Origin of the sequence: Kingella sp. (in: b-proteobacteria) (genome assembly GCF_030527935.1) — a bacterium.
Lineage (GTDB): Bacteria > Pseudomonadota > Gammaproteobacteria > Burkholderiales > Neisseriaceae > Kingella_B.
This window is the reverse complement of record NZ_JAUMZV010000030.1, coordinates 1-16,922: the sequence shown is the minus strand read 5'-3', so window position 1 is coordinate 16,922 and position 16,922 is coordinate 1. Positions and strand designations below refer to the sequence as shown.

Genomic DNA, 16,922 nt, shown 5'->3' with positions numbered 1-16,922 from the left:
CAGCCAATCAACAAAGGCAGCCTGAAACGAAGTTCAGCGTAGCTAAAACATCATTTCACATCATTCTCCACCAAGCTGCCATCCGCCCGATACAACACAGGCGCGTGGTTATTTTCCACCACATCGCGTGTAACCACCACCTTCGCCACATCCCGCAAATCAGGCAGCGCATACATCGTGTCCAGCAACACCCGCTCCACAATAGAGCGCAAGCCGCGCGCCCCCGTTTTGCGTTTCATCGCCAATGCCGCAATCGCCGTCAGCGCATCGGGTTCAAATTGCAAATCCACGTTTTCCATCGCAAACAAGGCTTGAAACTGCTTCACCAGCGCGTTTTTCGGCTCGGTTAAAATGCGCACCAACGCCGCTTCGTCCAACTCCGCCAAGCTCGCCAACACAGGCAAACGCCCAATCAATTCAGGAATCAAGCCAAATTTAATCAAATCTTCAGGCTCAACTTGGGCAAACAGCTCGCTGATGTTGGCGTTATCATCCTTGCTGTGCACCTGCGCGCCAAAGCCAATGCCGCCCTGCTCCGTGCGCTGGCGAATCACCTTATCCAAGCCCGCAAACGCCCCGCCGCAAATAAACAAAATATTAGACGTATCCACGCTGATAAACTGCTGATTTGGGTTGCGCCGCCCACCTTGCGGCGGCACGCTGGCAATCGTCCCCTCCACCAGTTTCAACAACGCCTGCTGCACGCCCTCGCCCGACACATCGCGCGTAATTGACGGGCTGTCGGACTTGCGCGAAATCTTGTCAATCTCGTCAATATACACAATCCCGCGCTGCGCCTTGTTCACATCAAAATCGCAGTTGCCCAGCAGCTTGGTGATAATCTGCTCCACATCCTCGCCTACATAGCCCGCCTCCGTGAGCGTGGTTGCATCCGCCATCGCAAAAGGCACATTCAATTTTCGCGCCAACGATTGCGCCAGCAGTGTTTTGCCCGAGCCAGTTGGGCCAATCAGCAACACATTGGATTTAGACAATTCCACCTGCGCCAACTCCGCGTGCGCATTTTCAGGCTGCCGCAAACGCTTGTAATGGTTGTACACCGCCACCGCAAGAGCTTTTTTCGCCATATCCTGCCCAACCACGTGTTCGTTCAACTGCGCCACCAATTCCGCAGGCGTGGGCAGCGGCGTGTTGTCCGATTCGGGCTTTTGAATGGTTTTCTCGCCCGCTTGGTCTGGCGAAATATCATGCAGCAACGCCGCGCATTCGCTCACGCACTCGTTGCAAATAAACGCGCCATCATCGCCCTCAATCAAATGTTTTACTTCGTCTTTATGTTTGCCGCAAAAGGCACATTTTGGGGTTTGTTCAGTCATAGTTTTTGGGGGAAATCGTGTTGAAAAATAGCCGCGAAGTATAGCAGCAGCCCAGCCCATAGATTGCATTAGGCAGCCTGAAAAACAAAATCCTGTTACATCGCTGCAACAGGATTTTTCATTGAACGCGCATTAAGCCATTGCTTTAATTTTGGCTGACAAACGGCTTTTGTGTCGAGCCGCTTTGTTTTTGTGGAACACGCCTTTATCAGCGATGCGATCCAAAACTTTGGTGCTTTCACGATAAACAGCTTGCGCTGCCGCTTTATCACCCGCTTCAACCGCTTTCAACACTTTTTTAACCGCAGTGCGAAAAGCAGTACGCAAACTTGCGTTGTGTGCACGATTTTTCAAAGATTGACGAGCACGTTTGCGTGCTTGTGCGCTATTAGCCATGTAGTTACTCCTAAAAATGAAATCAAAGGCAGATTGATAAAACGTGCTATTTTAAACAGCAAGCCGCGCAAATGCAAGCATTTTCACGCAGCCCAACCGCATAGGCAGCCTGAAACCGCTGCCCATTCATAAAGCTAAAACTAAGAACCTGTATTCACTATTTGCATAGGCATCTTTAATGCCCTAAAAACGTGGCTACTGCGTTAAAAATGCTCGCAAGGTGTTCAACCTTGCTGCGCTTTTTGCCTTGTATCCGTGCTTTTATGTCATCCAATCTGCCTACGCAAATAATGAATACAGGTTCTAATAAATTTCAACATAATGCAAAATACTGTAAAATACCACGTCATAACTTTAAAACACGTTTGCAAACGCAAAAACCATGTCTTACCAACAAGCCAGCATTCCCGTTTCCGAAAGCCTTGCCGAGCCATTATCCGATGCCCTGATGGAACATGGCGCGTTATCCGCCGCCATTGAAGATGCCTTTGCTGGCACGGAAAACGAGCAGCCCATTTTTGGCGAACCCGATATGCCGCAACAACAAGTGTGGCAACAAAGTCTCATCATCGCTTTGTTTGACGAACACGCCGATGTGGCGCAAATCATCGCCGATGCTGCCAACAGCATCCCCATTACGCCGCCCGAATACCGCTTGGAAACGTTGGCAGAACAAGATTGGGTGCGCCTAACCCAATCGCAGTTTGACCCGATTAAAATTTCCGACCGCTTGTGGATTACCCCCACATGGCACGATGCCCCCGATGCCAATGCCATCAACCTGCGGCTAGACCCAGGGTTAGCCTTTGGCACAGGCAGCCACCCCACCACCCACCTTTGCTTGCAATGGCTGGATAGCAATTTGCACGGTGGCGAAACGGTGTTGGATTATGGCTGCGGCTCGGGCATTTTAACCATTGCCGCGTTGAAGCTGGGCGCAGGCAGCGCAACAGGCGTGGATATTGACCCGCAAGCCATCAAAGCCAGCAACGACAACGCCGCGCAAAACAACGTTCAGGCTGCCTTTTATTTGCCCGATGGCTTGCCGCAAGGGCAGTTTGATGTGGTGGTTGCCAATATTTTAGCCAACCCTTTGCGTATGCTCGGCGATATGTTGGCAGGGCGCACCAAAACGGGCGGCAGAATTGTGTTATCAGGCATTTTAGAAGAACAGATTGACGAGATGAGCGCGATTTACGCGCAATGGTTTGACCTTGCCCCAGCTATTGTAAACAACGGCTGGGCGTGTATTACGGGCGCAAAACGCTAACCCCATTTCAGAGTACATTTTATGAGCGAAGTTAAAGTTAAATGTCCCAAATGCAGCCACACTTCGGTGTTGGATAGTGCCGATTTAAACAAAACGCAAGGGCGCGCCGTGTGTTCGTCTTGCAACCATATTTTTCAGCTGGTGAAAAAAAGCAAAAAGGCGCAGCAGCCTAACGCCAAGCCCACAGCCCAAACTGCGCCGCAAACCAGCCCAGCCAAGCCTGCTGCGCCCCAAAAAGAAACAGAAAAAAAACCTGCCTTGCAAGGCGAAGTGTTAGCCAAAGAAGCATCCAAAGAAAAATCGGCCGCCGATAAACTGCGCGAACAAACCGCCAAATCGTTGGACGCTTTTTTTAGTGCGCACAATAAAAATGCACACGATAAAAAAGAATCCGCCACGCCCCAAATCGCCAAAACGGTTCACGAAATCAGCAAGCAGCAGCACCACGAGCAACGTCCCTTGCAATACCGCGTTCCCCGCGCCGATGGCATGGCGCACACGTTTGCCGAAGTGGGCAACGGCACCGCTTTCTCCTTGCTTGACCGCGACAGCATCAGCAGCCAGCTTCCACAAATCGCCATGAAACCCGCTGCCAAAAACAGCAAAACCACCGCCGTCAGCGAAATGCGCACCGATGGGCAGCAAAACAACATCACCATCCACACCGACAGCCTTGTGTTTACCCTGCTGGGCGATGGGCAAGGCAACACCAGCATGGCACCCGTTGCCGCGCCCAACACGCTTGCGCTGGGCAACCATGCGCCCACCATCCCGCCCACGCAAAACGATGTTGCGCTCTCGCCTAGCGGCGAGTTTAACTGGATGGCGGCTTCCATCGCCGCGCTGATGGTGTTGATTATGCAACTGTTTTATTGGGTGCTGGATATTCGTTAATCCCAATCTAAAAGGCAGCCTGAAAACCATCTTTCAGGCTGCCTATTTACTGTTCCCTTTTCAGGCTGCCTTATGACCGCTCGCAAATGTTATCTGATTCTCATCATCTTGTTTTCATTGCTGTTTATCGCGCTGCTGCTGATGGGCAGCTATTTGATTCGCATCGGCAGCAAACAATTTGGCGTTGCCGCGCTGTTGTTTTCCTTTGGCGCGGTGTTGGGGCAATTTACCAGCCTTGCGCTGTATATCCGCCAAGTTTCGCGCGACCAGCTTGCCAAGCTCCATGTCAACGATAAGGCAGCCTGAAAACAATGGTGTGGCGGCTCGCTAGCATCTTGGCAATCCGCAAAATTCTGCTAAACCCGCTATTGAGCGATGAGCCGTTGCTGCGCCCATTCAGTTTTCAGGCTGCCTATTGATTGCGTTTAGGCAGCCTGAAAACGAGTAACCAAAGTCCAAACGCCATTCAACCGTTTTCAGGCAGCCTTACGCTGCCCAATGCTCAACAAGGAAAACCATGTTCCCCAAAATCGTTCTCGCCAGCAACAACGCAGGCAAACTGCGCGAATTTTCCGCCTTATTCGCCGCGCAACACAGCCAAATCCTACCGCAATCCGCATTCAACACGCCCGAATGCGCCGAGCCATTTTGCACCTTTGTTGAAAACGCGCTCGCCAAAGCCCGCCACGCCAGCCAACACAGCGGCTTGCCCGCCCTTGCCGACGACAGCGGCATCTGCATCAACGCGCTGGGCGGCGCACCAGGTGTGTATTCCGCGCGATACGCAGGCGACAACCCCAAATCCGATGCCGCCAACAACGCCAAAGTCTGCGCCGAGCTTGCGCCCCATGCCGACAAATCCTGCTACTACGTTTGCGTGCTGGTTCTCGTGCGCCATGCCAACGACCCGCAGCCCATCATCGCCGAAGGCATCTGGCGTGGGCAATGGCAGCCTGAAAGCGCAGGCGAACACGGCTTTGGCTACGACCCGCATTTCTATCTGCCCAGCCACGCCTGCACCGCCGCGCAGCTTGCACCCGAAATCAAAAACCAAATCAGCCACCGCGCCCAAGCGTTGAAGGTTTTGCTGGATAAGATTCAGGCAGCCTGAAAATGGCATTGCACTGTTTTAGCTACGCAACTCTGCTTCACTACGCAGGCTGAAACCTTTGCAAAACTCCCAGCGGCAGCCTGAAAAATAAGAAATGCCGTCATTCCCGCGTAGGGGGGAATCTTGCTTGATATTCATTCATAAATGTATGTAAAAACAATCCATTGCGTGAGTTCAATCAAAATTCCCACCTGCGCGGGAATGACGGAGAATTGACTATTTCTTGTGGTGTTTTGGGTTTTGCAAAGGTTTCAGGCTGCCTAAACGCGAGCGCAACATAAGGCAGCCTGAAAACGCCCCCCGCGCTCCTACGGCTTGCTGGCAAGCCGTGCGCTGGCTTGAATAAAAAGGCAGCCTGAAACCTTTGCCATAGCCTGAAATCTCGTTATCCATTTCAAACTATATTGCGCCACACACAAAAGGCAGCCTGAAAACGGTTTACAAACTCGTTTTCAGGCTGCCTTTTATCGCATCTCATCTCACGACTGATGCTTCTTCTTCACGCTCACTTGCCGTTTTTTCGCCTTGCCGCCGCTGTTGCGGGCTTTTTCTTCTTTGCGGTTTTCGCGCTTGGCGATGCGGTTGCTCAATGTAACGCGGCGCAGCGGTTTGTTTTTGGTTTGCGCGGCGGTTTCTTCGTAAGGGTTTTCGCCCACGTTGTATTGTATCCGCAGCGGTGTGCCTTGCAGGTTAAACGCTTTGCGGAAAGTTTGCGTGAGATAGCGCGTGTAACTGTCGGAAATGGCGGCGAGCGAGTTGCCGTGTATCACGATGACGGGCGGGTTCATGCCGCCTTGGTGGGCGTAGCGCATTTTGGGGCGCATCAAACCTGCGCGGGGCGGGGCTTGGCGTTCCACCGCGCTTTGCAGCACGCGGGTGATTTTGGGCGTGGGCATATTGATAAACGCGGCGTTGTAGGCAGCCTGAATGCTGTCAAACAAGCCGTCTATGCCGCGTTCTTTGAGCGCGGAAATGTAGTGAAACTTTGCAAAATCAAGGAAATACAGCTTGCGGGCGATGTCGCGCTTGATGTCGTTGCGCCGCTCTTCGCTAATGCCGTCCCATTTGTTTACGGCGATGACCAGCGCACGCCCTGCTTCCAGCGCGAAGCCTGCGATGGTGGCATCTTGGTCGGCGATGTCTTGCTGCGCGTCCAGCACCAGCACGGCAACGTTTGCCGCTTCAATCGCTTGCATGGCTTTGATTACAGAAAATTTTTCCACTGCTTCGTCCACTTTGCCGCGCCGCCGCACGCCTGCGGTGTCGATGATGGTGAATGGCTTGCCTTCGCGTTCAAAGTCGATGTGGATGCTGTCGCGTGTGGTGCCTGCCATGTCAAACGCAATCACGCGCTCTTCGCCCAAAATGGCGTTTACCAGCGTGGATTTGCCTACGTTGGGTCGCCCAATCACGGCAAACACGGGGTGTTTGTTTTCAGGCTGCTCTTCGTCTGCATCGGGGAAGTGCTGCAAAATCTCGTCAATCAGATAATAAACGCCGTCGCCATGCGCGCCTGAAATAACGTGCGGCTCGCCCAACGCGAGTTCGTAAAACTCGGCCGCCAGCACGGCGTGATTGCCACCTTCGCCTTTGTTTACCGCCAAATACACGGGACGCGGCGATTGGCGCAGGCGGTCGGCGATGATTTTGTCTTGCGGCGTTAAGCCTGTGCGGGCATCCACAAGGAACACAACGGCATCGGCTTCATCTACCGCTTGCAGGGTTTGTTTTGCCATTTCGTGCAAAATGCCGCTGTCCACCACAGGCTCAAAACCGCCTGTATCCACCACCAGATAGGGTTTGCTGCCCACGCGCCCGTGTCCATAATGGCGGTCGCGGGTTAAACCCGGTAGGTCGTGCACCAGCGCGTCTTTGCTGCGCGTGAGACGGTTGAATAAGGTGGATTTGCCCACATTGGGGCGGCCGACTAGGGCGATGGTGGGTTTCATAATGGTTTCTTTCTGTTTCAGGCTGCCTTTGGGGCAGCGAGCAGGTGCGAATTGCACAGGGTTAAAAAATTTGTAGATAGTTCAATGAGATTTACGCGGATCGGGGCAAACGCTGCGTAAACCGTCAATATGCTCATGCAAATCAGGCGGAATGTGATTCCACATGGGGTCAAGAATGAAATCTATACCTTCGCGCCGCGCCAGTTTGGCAGCGGGAACAAAATCGGAATCGCCTGAAAACAAAACAATTTTTTGAACCTGCTGTTTGTATGCCAATGAAGCGATGTCTAAACCAATTCGCATATCCACGCCTTTTTGCTTGATGTCCAGAACCATATCGTCTGCATTAAGTGGTATTGCAGGATTTTTTAGAAAATCTTTCATTTTGGCGGGTTTAATTGTCCATGTGGCGTGGTCGGATAGTTTTCCTAAACGCAATGCCAGTTTGCGTTTGTTTTTAAGTTCTTGGTGCAATTCGTGGCGAAAAATTGCTTCATCCGTTTTGGCGAAATCAATGGAACGCAGGGAAATAGGATTGTGCATTTTCTTTTCAAACGGAATGCAATCGTAAAAGAATATTCGGTAAAGCTCGCTTGGCTACTCATTTTTGCCCGTTGGTTGAAGATGAAGCAACGCATAGCGAAAAGCCAAATCCGCGATACGCTTCGCATTAAAATGATTTTGCGGCTCAATTTTGCGGATTCTTTTAATAAAAAATGCGCCATCAATCAAAATTGCTGTTTTCATATTTTTCTTCCAAAAAAAGCCCTTGGGCTCGGCATTTCCACTATGGAATTAGAAAATGCGTACTACCAAGGGTACTATTCGGGGCGGATTTTATGCGCTTGCCATTGATTTGTCAAATATGATTTTGAAAAATCTTCATATTTATGAATTTCTTATCGCTTGAAAATGCTTTACGCTTCGGCAACGGCTTCCCGCGCAAAGGTTTTTTCGCAGTAATGGCATTTGAGTTTGACTGCGCCGCGGTGTTGGCGCACTTGGAAGCGGCTGGTTACGGGTTCGCTGTGGCTGGCGCAGTTGGCATTGGGGCAGCTAAACACTTCGCTGATGGTGCTGGGCAGCGAAAGGCGCATTTTTTGCACCACTTGGTAATCGTGAATATGGTTCACAATGGCTTCGGGGGCGAACAGGGCAAGGCGGTTGGCATCGGCTTCGCTGAATATCACGTCTTTGATTTTGATGATGTCTTTGCTGCCTTGCGAGTGGCTGGGCAAGTTGAAGCCCACGGTTACCGCGCTGCCGTGGTGCAGCACTTTAAATTGGCGCAAGATGGTGAGCGCCAGCCCTGCGGGGATGTGGTCAATCACGGTGCCGTTTTCTATGGCTTCTACGCTTAATTGTTTGGTTTTCATGGCAATTTCCTTGTGTATTCGATTTTTGAACTAGGCTGAACAGCGTTTCAGGCTGCCTAATCATCATGTTTACAAAGCGGGCTAAACCGTTTCATTCAACACCAGCGACAGCATCGCCATCCGCGCAAATACGCCGTTGGCGGCTTGCTCAAAATAATAGGCGTAGGGCGTGGCATCCACGCTGGGGTGGATTTCGTCCACGCGCGGCAGCGGGTGCAGCACGCGCAAATTGGGCTTGGCGTGGGCAAGCATGCTGGCGTGTAGGTTAAATTTGCCTTGAATTTTGGCAAATTCTTGTTCGTCAAAGCGTTCGCGTTGCACGCGGGTCATATAAAGAACATCCGCCCATGCCACCGCGCTTTCCAAATCGGGAAAAATTTGCCAAGCCGCGCCTGCTTCGTCCAGTTCTTCGGTGATGTAGTCGGGCATGGCGAGCGTGGGCGGCGACACAAAGGCAAATTCGCAGCCAAAGCGTTTAAGGGCTTGGGCGAGCGAATGCACGGTGCGCCCGTATTTCAAATCGCCCACCATTGCGACTTTTAGGTTTTTCAGGCTACCTTGGGTTTCGTGGATGGTAACAAGGTCAAGCAGGGTTTGGCTGGGGTGTTGGTTGGTGCCATCGCCCGCGTTGAGCACGGGCACGCTGGAAAATTCCGCCAACACGCGCGCCGCGCCGTCTTTGGGATGGCGTTGAATAATCGCATCGGCGTAGCTGCTGATGATGCGCGCACTGTCGGCAAGGGTTTCGCCTTTTTTCGCGCTGGTGTTTGCGCCATCGGCAAAGCCGATTACCTTGCCGCCCAAGCGTTGCACCGCCGTCTCAAACGATAGCCGCGTGCGTGTGGACGGCTCAAAAAAACAGCTTGCGATGAGTTTGCCATCTAACAAGCTGGGATTGGGTTCGCTTTTCAGTTTAAGCGCGGTGTTGAGTAATAATAATAGCTCTTCATCCGATAAATTGGCGATGGAGATAATGTGTTTTTGGTAGAACGGATTATGGGACATGGCAGTTTCCTTTGTTGAGTGGGCTGAAAACGGACAAACGGCGAAATTATAGCAGAATTATTCACCATGCTTACATTTTTTTACATTGCGGCAGCCTGAAATGCAAAATGCCGTAAAATGTCAGTTTCTTGATAGCGTGTTGATTGTAAATTCTTTACAATTGCCAATATTCGTCAAAAACCCCATCAAACCTATTTTCAGGCTGCCCAAATATGCCAAGGCAGCCTGAAAACTCTATAAGCGAAAACAGCATGGCAAGAAAATATTTTGGCACCGACGGCATTCGCGGCGAAGTCGGGCAGTTTCCCATTACCCCCGATTTTGTGCTCAAACTGGGCAGCGCATTTGGCAGCGCATTGGTAAAACACGATGCGGGGCATAAACCCACCGTCATCATCGGCAAAGACACGCGCATTTCGGGCTATATGCTGGAAACCGCGCTGGTGGCAGGCTTCACCGCTGCGGGCGTAAACGTGGTGCAAACAGGGCCACTGCCCACGCCCGCCATCGCCTATTTAACCCGCGCCCTGCGGCTAGACGGTGGTGTGATGATTTCCGCTTCGCACAATGTTTACAGCGACAACGGCATCAAATTCTTTGCCGAAGGCGGCGTAAAACTGAGCGATGACATGGAATTAGCCGTGGAAGCCGAGTTAGAAAAAGACCTGCACACGCTGCCCAGCAGCCAGCTTGGGCGCGCCCGCCGCATTGAAGGCGCAGCAGACCGCTACATTGAATTTTGCAAATCCACCTTCCCCAGCCATTTGGATTTATACGGCTTAAAAATGGTGGTGGACACCGCCAACGGCGCGGGCTACCACACCGCGCCCAAAGTGTTTCATGAGCTGGGCGCGGAAGTCATCAGCATTGGCGATGAACCCAATGGCTACAACATCAACAACAAAGTGGGCGCAACCTACACCAAAACGCTGCAAGCTGCGGTGTTGCAAAACGATGCGGACTACGGCATCGCGCTGGATGGCGACGGCGACCGCCTGATGATGGTGGACAAAAACGGCGTGGTGTATGACGGCGACAAGCTGATTTACGTCATCGCCAAAGCCCGCGCTGCGCAAGGCTTGGATTTTGGCGGCGTGGTGGGCACGGTGATGAGCAATTTGGGCATGGAAAAAGCCCTTGCCACGCGAGGCATTGCCTTTGCTCGCGCCAAAGTGGGCGACCGCTATGTGCTGGAACAGCTACACGAGCGCGGTTGGCTCATCGGCGGCGAAGCATCGGGGCACATCGTGTGCCTAGACAAACACAACACGGGCGATGCCACCATTTCCGCCTTGCAAGTGCTCGCCGCGCTGCGCGAATTGGGGCAAGATTTAAAAACTGCCGTAGATTGGCAGCCCTATCCGCAAACCATGATTAACGTGCGCATTGAAAAAGGACAAGACTGGCAAAGCGCGTCGCAAGCGGCGTTGGCGCAAGCCGAGCAAGAGCTGGGCGAGCGCGGGCGCATCGTGTTGCGCGCATCGGGCACAGAACCTGTGGTGCGCGTGATGGTGGAAACCGATAATGCGATGATTGCCGAACAATGCGCCCAGCGGATTGCCCAATCCATCCAATCGCAACCGTAATCCATGCTATAAACCCCATGCTGCAAAACTAAGGCAGCCTGAAAATCTATAAACAGCGATACAGCGATAACGCCCCTACTCTGCTTTTCAGGCTGCCTATGCCATTTACGCCATTTTCAGGCTGCCTATCTCCTAACCCACAATAAAGCAAACCACCATGCTCGTCTTTTTAGAACAATTTTTCATCCAATTTGGCTACGTTGCCGTGTTCTTCATCCTGATACTGTGCGGCTTTGGCATTCCCATCCCCGAAGACATTACGCTGGTTGCAGGCGGCGTGATTTCAGGCTTGGGCTACCAAAACGTGCATATTATGGCGGTTACAGGCGTGCTGGGCGTGTTGGTGGGCGATGGCATTATGTTTTTGCTCGGCAGGCATTATGGCAACCAAATTCTTAAATTCCGCCCCGTCTCCAAAATGCTCAACCCCAAACGCTACGCGCTTATCCGCCAAAAATTTGACCAATACGGCAACCGCGTGATGTTTGTTGCCCGCTTTTTACCGGGTTTGCGCAGCCCGATGTTTCTGGTGGCGGGCATGAGCGGCAAAGTTTCCTTTATGCGCTGGCTGATGATGGATGGGCTGGCCGCCATCTTAACCGTGCCGCTTTGGGTGTATTTGGGGCACTTCGGCGCGGAAAACAAAGACTGGCTGATGAAGCAAGTCCACCAATTTCAATACGGCTTATACATCGTGTGCGCCATCGGCGCAGCATGGGCGGGCTACCATCTTTACCACCGCCGCCAAGGCTTAATCGCCCGCCGCGATGCGTTATTGGAAAAACGTCGCCAACGCCGCCTTGCCCGCGAAGCCAAACAGCAGCAAGCGCAACCATCCGCGCAACAGCAAACCCAACAACACAGCAAATAACCGTTTTCAGGCTGCCTTATATTTAAGAACCTGCATTCACTCTTCGCATAGGTAGATTTTATGCCCTAAAAAACGCGGCTACTGCGTTAAAAATGCGCGCAAGGTGTCCAACCTTGCTGTGCTTTTTGCCTTGTATCCGCGCTTTTATGTCATAAAATCTACCTATGCGAAGAGTGAATGCAGGTTCTAAAAAGGCAGCCTGAAAACTATGTATCGCCTATCGTCTTAAATTGCCCCAAGGATAACCCCCATGCCCACCCAACACTACATCGGCATCATGTCAGGCACCAGCATGGACGGCGCAGATGCCGTGCTCATCGCCATGCAAGGCACGCAATGGCAACGCGCCATCGCCCACAGCTTTACCCCCTACCCCAGCAGCCTGAAAACCGAACTGCTCGCCCTGCAAAACATCGGCGAAAACGAACTGCACCGCAGCCAAATACTTGCCCAACAGCTTAGCCAAATCTACGCCCAAACCATCCAGCAACTGCTCGCCCAAAGCCAAATGCAGCCTGAAAACATCACCGCCATCGGCTGCCACGGGCAAACCATCCGCCACGCCCCCGAGCATCAATACAGCATCCAGTTGGTCAATCTCCCCCTGCTCGCCGAGCGCACAGGCATCTTTACCATTGGCGACTTCCGCAGCCGCGACCTAGCCGCAGGCGGGCAAGGCGCACCGCTTGTCCCCGCGTTTCATCAAGCCCTGTTTGCCCACCCCAACGAAACCCGCGTCGTGCTCAACATCGGCGGCATCGCCAACATCAGCGTGCTTACTCCCCAGCAGCCACCCATCGGCTTTGACACAGGCGCAGGCAATATGCTGCTGGACGCATGGACACAATACATCTGGCAACAACCCTACGATGCCAACGGCGCAAAAGCCGCGCAAGGCACCGTGTTGCCCCGCCTATTAGGCAGCCTGAAAGCCCACCCCTATTTCAGGCTGCCGCCCCCCAAAAGCACAGGGCGCGAACTCTTTTCACTCGCATGGCTACAAAACCAGCTACACAGCAACGAATCCCCTTTTGACGTGCAACGCACCCTAGTCCAATTCACCGCCGAAACCATCGCCGAAGCCATTTTTCAGGCTGCCACCAACACCCGCCACATCTACATCTGCGGCGGCGGCATCCAAAACACCACCCTGATGCACACGCTTGCCAGCCTATTCACCCCCCACCGCATCGCCCTACACAGCACCGACGCGCTTAACCTAAACCCCCAATGGGTAGAAGCCGCCGCCTTCGCATGGCTTGCCGCCTGCTGGATAAAACAAACCCCATCCAATCCCCACCACGCCACAGGCGCGCGCAAACCGCTTATTCTCGGCGCAGGCTATTACGCCTAATCGCAGCGTAAACAAAAAGGCAGCCTGAAAACGCCAAATACGTTTTCAGGCTGCCTATTATGTTGCTCACTGCTCAATCAAGGATACGGACGACAATCCGAATCCACCCGCATAGAATTGTTAAAAAAAGGCGTTTCATCGCACGTTGTTGCGCTGCTTTCGCACACCAGCGAAGTGCCATCATGCGAATGAATCAACACCCGCGCTTCGTTGTTTTTATCAAACGCCACCGCCTTCATGCTATACGCCGCTTCGTTTTCCGTGCCACGCGGATTGCCCAGCATTCGGATGCAAAAATAAGGCGTTTGCGTAATCGGCAAATCCAGCCATTGCGTGCTGTTTTTTTTAAAGTTGCCATGATTCGCATAATGCCGCTCCAACGCCTGCGCATTATCCATCAACGCCTGATGCGCTTCGCTCAACCGCGCCTTTTTCACATAATTGTTATAAAGCGGATAAGCCACCACCGCCAAAACGGCGATGATGGCTATCGCAACCAACAATTCAACCAAAGTAAAGCCTTTGTTTTTCATTTATTGCATCACTTCGCAGCCTACCGCATCAGGCAAAGCAGTTGGGTCGGCTGATTTAGCAGAAGTTTCATACAGGTCTGCGCCACCACCGGTGCAACGTATGAAAGCAGGAACAGAAGAATCGTAGAACAAAATCAACTGATTAGCTGCTAAAACATCCGCTGAATACAAACCAGATTTAGGCTCGCCTTTCAAAATAAAATTATTGGTATTCGCTTTAACCAATGAGAAATTGTAATTATCGTTATCCAGCGTAACCACAATCCCCGTGGCACTTGGCGCGGGCGGCGTATCATTCTTAGAAACAAAAGCAATATCAGGCGGAGTGCAATCTGTGCCTTCTTTGCAGAAAGTCCGATAACGCCCATAGTGTCGCTCCATTGCCAGCGCGGTATCCGACATCATGGCGCGTGCATTGTCCAAGCGCGCACGGCGAATGAAGGATAAGAAAGAGGGGTAAGATAAAGCAGCCAAAATCGCTATAATCGCAATGGCAACCAGCAATTCAATCAACGTAAAACCTTTTTGTTGTGGAGACAGTTTCATTTTTTTCCAATCTTTCAAATTTAAAATAATAGTTTGTAAACCCAATCAAGCAATTTTAATGCAGGTTAGCCATCTTGGAGAAATAAATAGATTTAAAAATTTTTGTTTTGCTTATTTACGCAATTAAATTTCCAAAATTGTCACTTTAACGCATTTTTATAATTATATTGTCCGTTATTTAACAGAGATAATTTTTTTTTACATACCGCTTGTTTTTGTTAAATCTTTCGGTTATCTTGATGCTTCCCTTTCTCCACAAACCCAGCGTTTAACCAGATTGAACCAATAAATAAGCGTTGTTATGTTGAGCGTGTGCGCGTACCCTAAATCGCTGTCTCGCTTAACCGCATTACAGGTGCATCGGCAAACTTATCCATTTGCAATCAAAGTTACGCAGAATACAAGAGGTTGTCATGCAATTATCAGGCGCACAAATTATCGTGCAAAGTCTTCACGCAGAAAATGTTGAGTATGTTTTCGGTTATCCCGGTGGCGCAGTATTGGAAATTTACGATGCTATTTTCCAACTCAAAAAATTCAAACACATTTTAACGCGGCACGAGCAAGCCGCCGTTCATGCGGCAGATGCTTATTCTCGTTCCAGCGGCAAAGTAGGCGTAGCCTTGGTTACATCAGGGCCGGGGGCAACCAACGCCATCACAGGCATTGCTACTGCTTACAGCGATTCCATTCCTTTGGTGGTGATTTCTGGGCAAGTACCATCAGGTGCAATTGGCACAGATGCGTTCCAAGAAATTGATATGATTGGCATTTCTCGCCCATGCGTGAAACACAATTTCTTGGTTACCAACATTGAAGACTTGGCTGTAACCATTAAAAAAGCATTCCAAATCGCCAAATCGGGTCGCCCCGGCCCTGTGGTGATTGACGTTGCCAAAGATGTTACCCAAGCCACGGCAAAATACAGCTATCCACAAGAAGATTTGCTGATTCGCTCCTATCAGCCTGTTGTTCAGGGTCATGTGGGGCAAATTAAAAAAGCAGTTCAGCTTTTGTCTGCGGCAAAACGCCCCTTGGTTTACTTTGGTGGTGGCGCGGTGTTGGGCAATGCTTCCCCAGAATTAACCGATTTAATCCGCACCACAGGCCTACCTTGCACAGGCACGCTGATGGGCTTGGGCGCGTATCCTTCCGATGACCGCCAATTTTTAGGCATGCTCGGGATGCACGGCACTTACGAAGCCAACCTTGCCATGCAAAACGCCGATGTGGTGCTGGCGATTGGGGCACGTTTTGACGACCGCGTAGTCGGTTCGCCCGCGAAATTTGCCGAAGCACCGAAAAAAATCATCCACATTGATATTGACCCATCCAGCATTTCCAAACGTGTGAAAGCCGATGTGCCGATTGTGGGCGATGTGAAACACGTTTTAACCGAAATGCTGGGCTTGTGGCGCGCACAAAACGAATCCATCAACGCCAATCATTTGGAAAAATGGTGGAAAACCATTGAAGAATGGCGTGCGCAAGAGTGTTTAAGGCTGCCTGAAACCGATTTAATCCTGCCGCAATATGTGATTCAAACCTTGGCAAAATTAACCCACAACGATGCCATCATCACATCCGATGTGGGACAGCATCAAATGTTTGCCGCGCTGTATTACCCATTCCAACGCCCGCGCCAATGGCTGAACTCGGGTGGCGCAGGCACCATGGGCGTGGGCTTGCCTTACGCTATGGGCGCATACCTTGCCAACCCCGATAAAGATGTGTTCTGCATCACAGGCGAAGGCTCAATCCAAATGAACATTCAAGAATTGGGCACTTGCGCGCAATACAATCTGCCGATTAAAACCGTGTGCCTGAACAACGGCTATCTGGGCATGGTGCGCCAATGGCAAGAATTGTTCTACGATGAACGCGAATCCGAAACCAATTTGGAATGCCAGCCCGATTTTGTGAAACTGGTGCAAGCCTATGGTCATGTGGGCATGCGGATTGAAAAAGCAGCCGACGTAGAAGGCGCATTGCGCGAAGCGATGGCGATAAAAAACCGCTTTGTATTCATGGACTTTATCACTGACCGCAAACAAAACGTGTTCCCAATGGTGGGCGCGGGCAAAGGCTTGGACGAAATGGTCTTGCCGCAACACATGCGTTCAACTAAGGCATAAGAAAGGAACAAAAATGCGACATATTTTGTCTGTTTTGCTGGAAAACGAATCTGGCGCACTGAGCCGCGTGGTGGGCTTGTTTTCGGCACGCAATTACAACATTGATTCTTTGTCGGTTGCACCCACCGAAGACCCCACGCTTTCGCGCATGACCATTGTTACCCACGGCAGCGATGGCGTGATTGAGCAAATCACCAAACAACTCAACAAGTTAGTTGAAGTGGTTAAAGTGGTGGATTTGAACGAAGGGCAACACAACGAGCGCGAATTGATGCTGGTTAAAGTGCGCGCCACAGGCAAAGAGCGCGATGAAGTTTTGCGCTTGGCAACCATTTATCGCGGGCAAATTATTGATGTTACAGATAAAACCTACACGGTTGAAGTAACAGGTCCAAGCGATAAATTAGACAGCCTGCTGGCTAATTTACCGCAAAATTCCATTTTGGAAACCGTGCGCACAGGCGCGGCTGGGATTGGTCGCGGTGAGCGTATTTTGAAAATTTGATTTGGGGCTGTCCTAGATAACTCAGGAAATTCACATTAAGTTAGAATTTCCCCT

The 16,922-nt window shown here is 51.4% G+C and carries 19 protein-coding genes; 9 read left to right on the top strand and 10 right to left on the bottom strand.

Features of this window, described 5'->3' with window-relative positions; all coding sequences use genetic code 11:
- Positions 1-50 precede the first annotated feature (50 nt).
- Positions 51-1,337 carry an ATP-dependent Clp protease ATP-binding subunit ClpX gene (gene clpX / locus Q4A85_RS09755; RefSeq protein ID WP_303109875.1) on the bottom strand — a complete coding sequence of 429 codons (1,287 nt, stop codon included), beginning with the start codon at positions 1,335-1,337 and terminating at the stop codon, positions 51-53.
- 132 nt (positions 1,338-1,469) lie between these two features.
- Positions 1,470-1,733, bottom strand: coding sequence for a 30S ribosomal protein S20 (gene rpsT / locus Q4A85_RS09750; protein ID WP_303109873.1), 264 nt, complete (start codon positions 1,731-1,733; stop codon positions 1,470-1,472).
- A gap of 382 nt (positions 1,734-2,115) precedes the next feature.
- Between rpsT and prmA the strand changes: the two genes are divergently transcribed.
- From prmA to rdgB, 4 genes are all read left to right on the top strand, one after another.
- Positions 2,116-3,003, top strand: a complete 888-nt coding sequence (prmA, locus tag Q4A85_RS09745; RefSeq protein WP_303109871.1) for a 50S ribosomal protein L11 methyltransferase — start codon at positions 2,116-2,118, stop codon at positions 3,001-3,003.
- Positions 3,004-3,024: 21 nt separating this feature from the next.
- Complete coding sequence (locus Q4A85_RS09740; protein ID WP_303109870.1) at positions 3,025-3,897, top strand: hypothetical protein; 873 nt, start codon at positions 3,025-3,027, stop codon at positions 3,895-3,897.
- A gap of 72 nt (positions 3,898-3,969) precedes the next feature.
- Positions 3,970-4,203 carry an NGO_0222 family membrane protein gene (locus tag Q4A85_RS09735; protein WP_303109868.1) on the top strand — a complete coding sequence of 78 codons (234 nt, stop codon included), beginning with the start codon at positions 3,970-3,972 and terminating at the stop codon, positions 4,201-4,203.
- Between the two features lie 211 nt (positions 4,204-4,414).
- On the top strand, positions 4,415-5,008 hold the full coding sequence (rdgB, locus tag Q4A85_RS09730) for an RdgB/HAM1 family non-canonical purine NTP pyrophosphatase (protein ID WP_303109866.1): 594 nt from the start codon (positions 4,415-4,417) through the stop codon (positions 5,006-5,008).
- A gap of 216 nt (positions 5,009-5,224) precedes the next feature.
- Here rdgB and Q4A85_RS09725 read toward each other — a convergent pair whose 3' ends face one another.
- The 6 genes from Q4A85_RS09725 to pyrB all read right to left on the bottom strand — a co-directional run bounded on the left by Q4A85_RS09725 (position 5,225) and on the right by pyrB (position 9,338).
- The gene (locus Q4A85_RS09725) at positions 5,225-5,401 is read right to left on the bottom strand and encodes a hypothetical protein (RefSeq protein ID WP_303109863.1); all 177 of its coding nucleotides are present in this window, start codon (positions 5,399-5,401) and stop codon (positions 5,225-5,227) included.
- Between the two features lie 86 nt (positions 5,402-5,487).
- Complete coding sequence (gene der / locus Q4A85_RS09720) at positions 5,488-6,957, bottom strand: ribosome biogenesis GTPase Der (RefSeq protein WP_303109861.1); 1,470 nt, start codon at positions 6,955-6,957, stop codon at positions 5,488-5,490.
- Between the two features lie 81 nt (positions 6,958-7,038).
- Positions 7,039-7,341, bottom strand: a complete 303-nt coding sequence (locus Q4A85_RS09715; RefSeq protein WP_303109859.1) for an NYN domain-containing protein — start codon at positions 7,339-7,341, stop codon at positions 7,039-7,041.
- 213 nt (positions 7,342-7,554) lie between these two features.
- Positions 7,555-7,704: a hypothetical protein gene (locus tag Q4A85_RS09710; RefSeq protein ID WP_303109857.1), complete on the bottom strand. Its 150-nt coding sequence runs from the start codon at positions 7,702-7,704 to the stop codon at positions 7,555-7,557.
- Positions 7,705-7,874: 170 nt separating this feature from the next.
- Entirely contained in the window at positions 7,875-8,333 is a 459-nt protein-coding gene (pyrI, locus tag Q4A85_RS09705; protein ID WP_303109855.1) for an aspartate carbamoyltransferase regulatory subunit, read from the bottom strand.
- A gap of 81 nt (positions 8,334-8,414) precedes the next feature.
- Positions 8,415-9,338 carry an aspartate carbamoyltransferase gene (pyrB, locus tag Q4A85_RS09700; RefSeq protein ID WP_303109853.1) on the bottom strand — a complete coding sequence of 308 codons (924 nt, stop codon included), beginning with the start codon at positions 9,336-9,338 and terminating at the stop codon, positions 8,415-8,417.
- A 251-nt stretch (positions 9,339-9,589) separates the two neighbouring features.
- On the opposite strand from pyrB, the gene glmM reads away from it, so the two are divergent.
- From glmM to Q4A85_RS09685, 3 genes are all read left to right on the top strand, one after another.
- Positions 9,590-10,924, top strand: a complete 1,335-nt coding sequence (gene glmM, locus Q4A85_RS09695; protein WP_303109851.1) for a phosphoglucosamine mutase — start codon at positions 9,590-9,592, stop codon at positions 10,922-10,924.
- 157 nt (positions 10,925-11,081) lie between these two features.
- On the top strand, positions 11,082-11,795 hold the full coding sequence (locus Q4A85_RS09690; RefSeq protein WP_303109850.1) for a DedA family protein: 714 nt from the start codon (positions 11,082-11,084) through the stop codon (positions 11,793-11,795).
- 250 nt (positions 11,796-12,045) lie between these two features.
- Entirely contained in the window at positions 12,046-13,149 is a 1,104-nt protein-coding gene (locus tag Q4A85_RS09685; RefSeq protein WP_303109849.1) for an anhydro-N-acetylmuramic acid kinase, read from the top strand.
- Between the two features lie 77 nt (positions 13,150-13,226).
- Here the strand turns inward: Q4A85_RS09685 and Q4A85_RS09680 are convergent, their stop codons facing one another.
- Complete coding sequence (locus Q4A85_RS09680) at positions 13,227-13,682, bottom strand: type IV pilin protein (protein ID WP_303109847.1); 456 nt, start codon at positions 13,680-13,682, stop codon at positions 13,227-13,229.
- Positions 13,683-14,228 carry a prepilin-type N-terminal cleavage/methylation domain-containing protein gene (locus Q4A85_RS09675; RefSeq protein WP_303109845.1) on the bottom strand — a complete coding sequence of 182 codons (546 nt, stop codon included), beginning with the start codon at positions 14,226-14,228 and terminating at the stop codon, positions 13,683-13,685. It lies immediately after the preceding gene.
- Between the two features lie 413 nt (positions 14,229-14,641).
- Here Q4A85_RS09675 and ilvB point away from each other — a divergent pair, with 413 nt between their 5' ends.
- Entirely contained in the window at positions 14,642-16,363 is a 1,722-nt protein-coding gene (ilvB, locus tag Q4A85_RS09670; RefSeq protein WP_303109843.1) for a biosynthetic-type acetolactate synthase large subunit, read from the top strand.
- A 13-nt stretch (positions 16,364-16,376) separates the two neighbouring features.
- Positions 16,377-16,868, top strand: coding sequence for an acetolactate synthase small subunit (ilvN, locus tag Q4A85_RS09665; protein WP_303109841.1), 492 nt, complete (start codon positions 16,377-16,379; stop codon positions 16,866-16,868).
- The last annotated feature ends 54 nt before the right edge of the window (positions 16,869-16,922 follow it).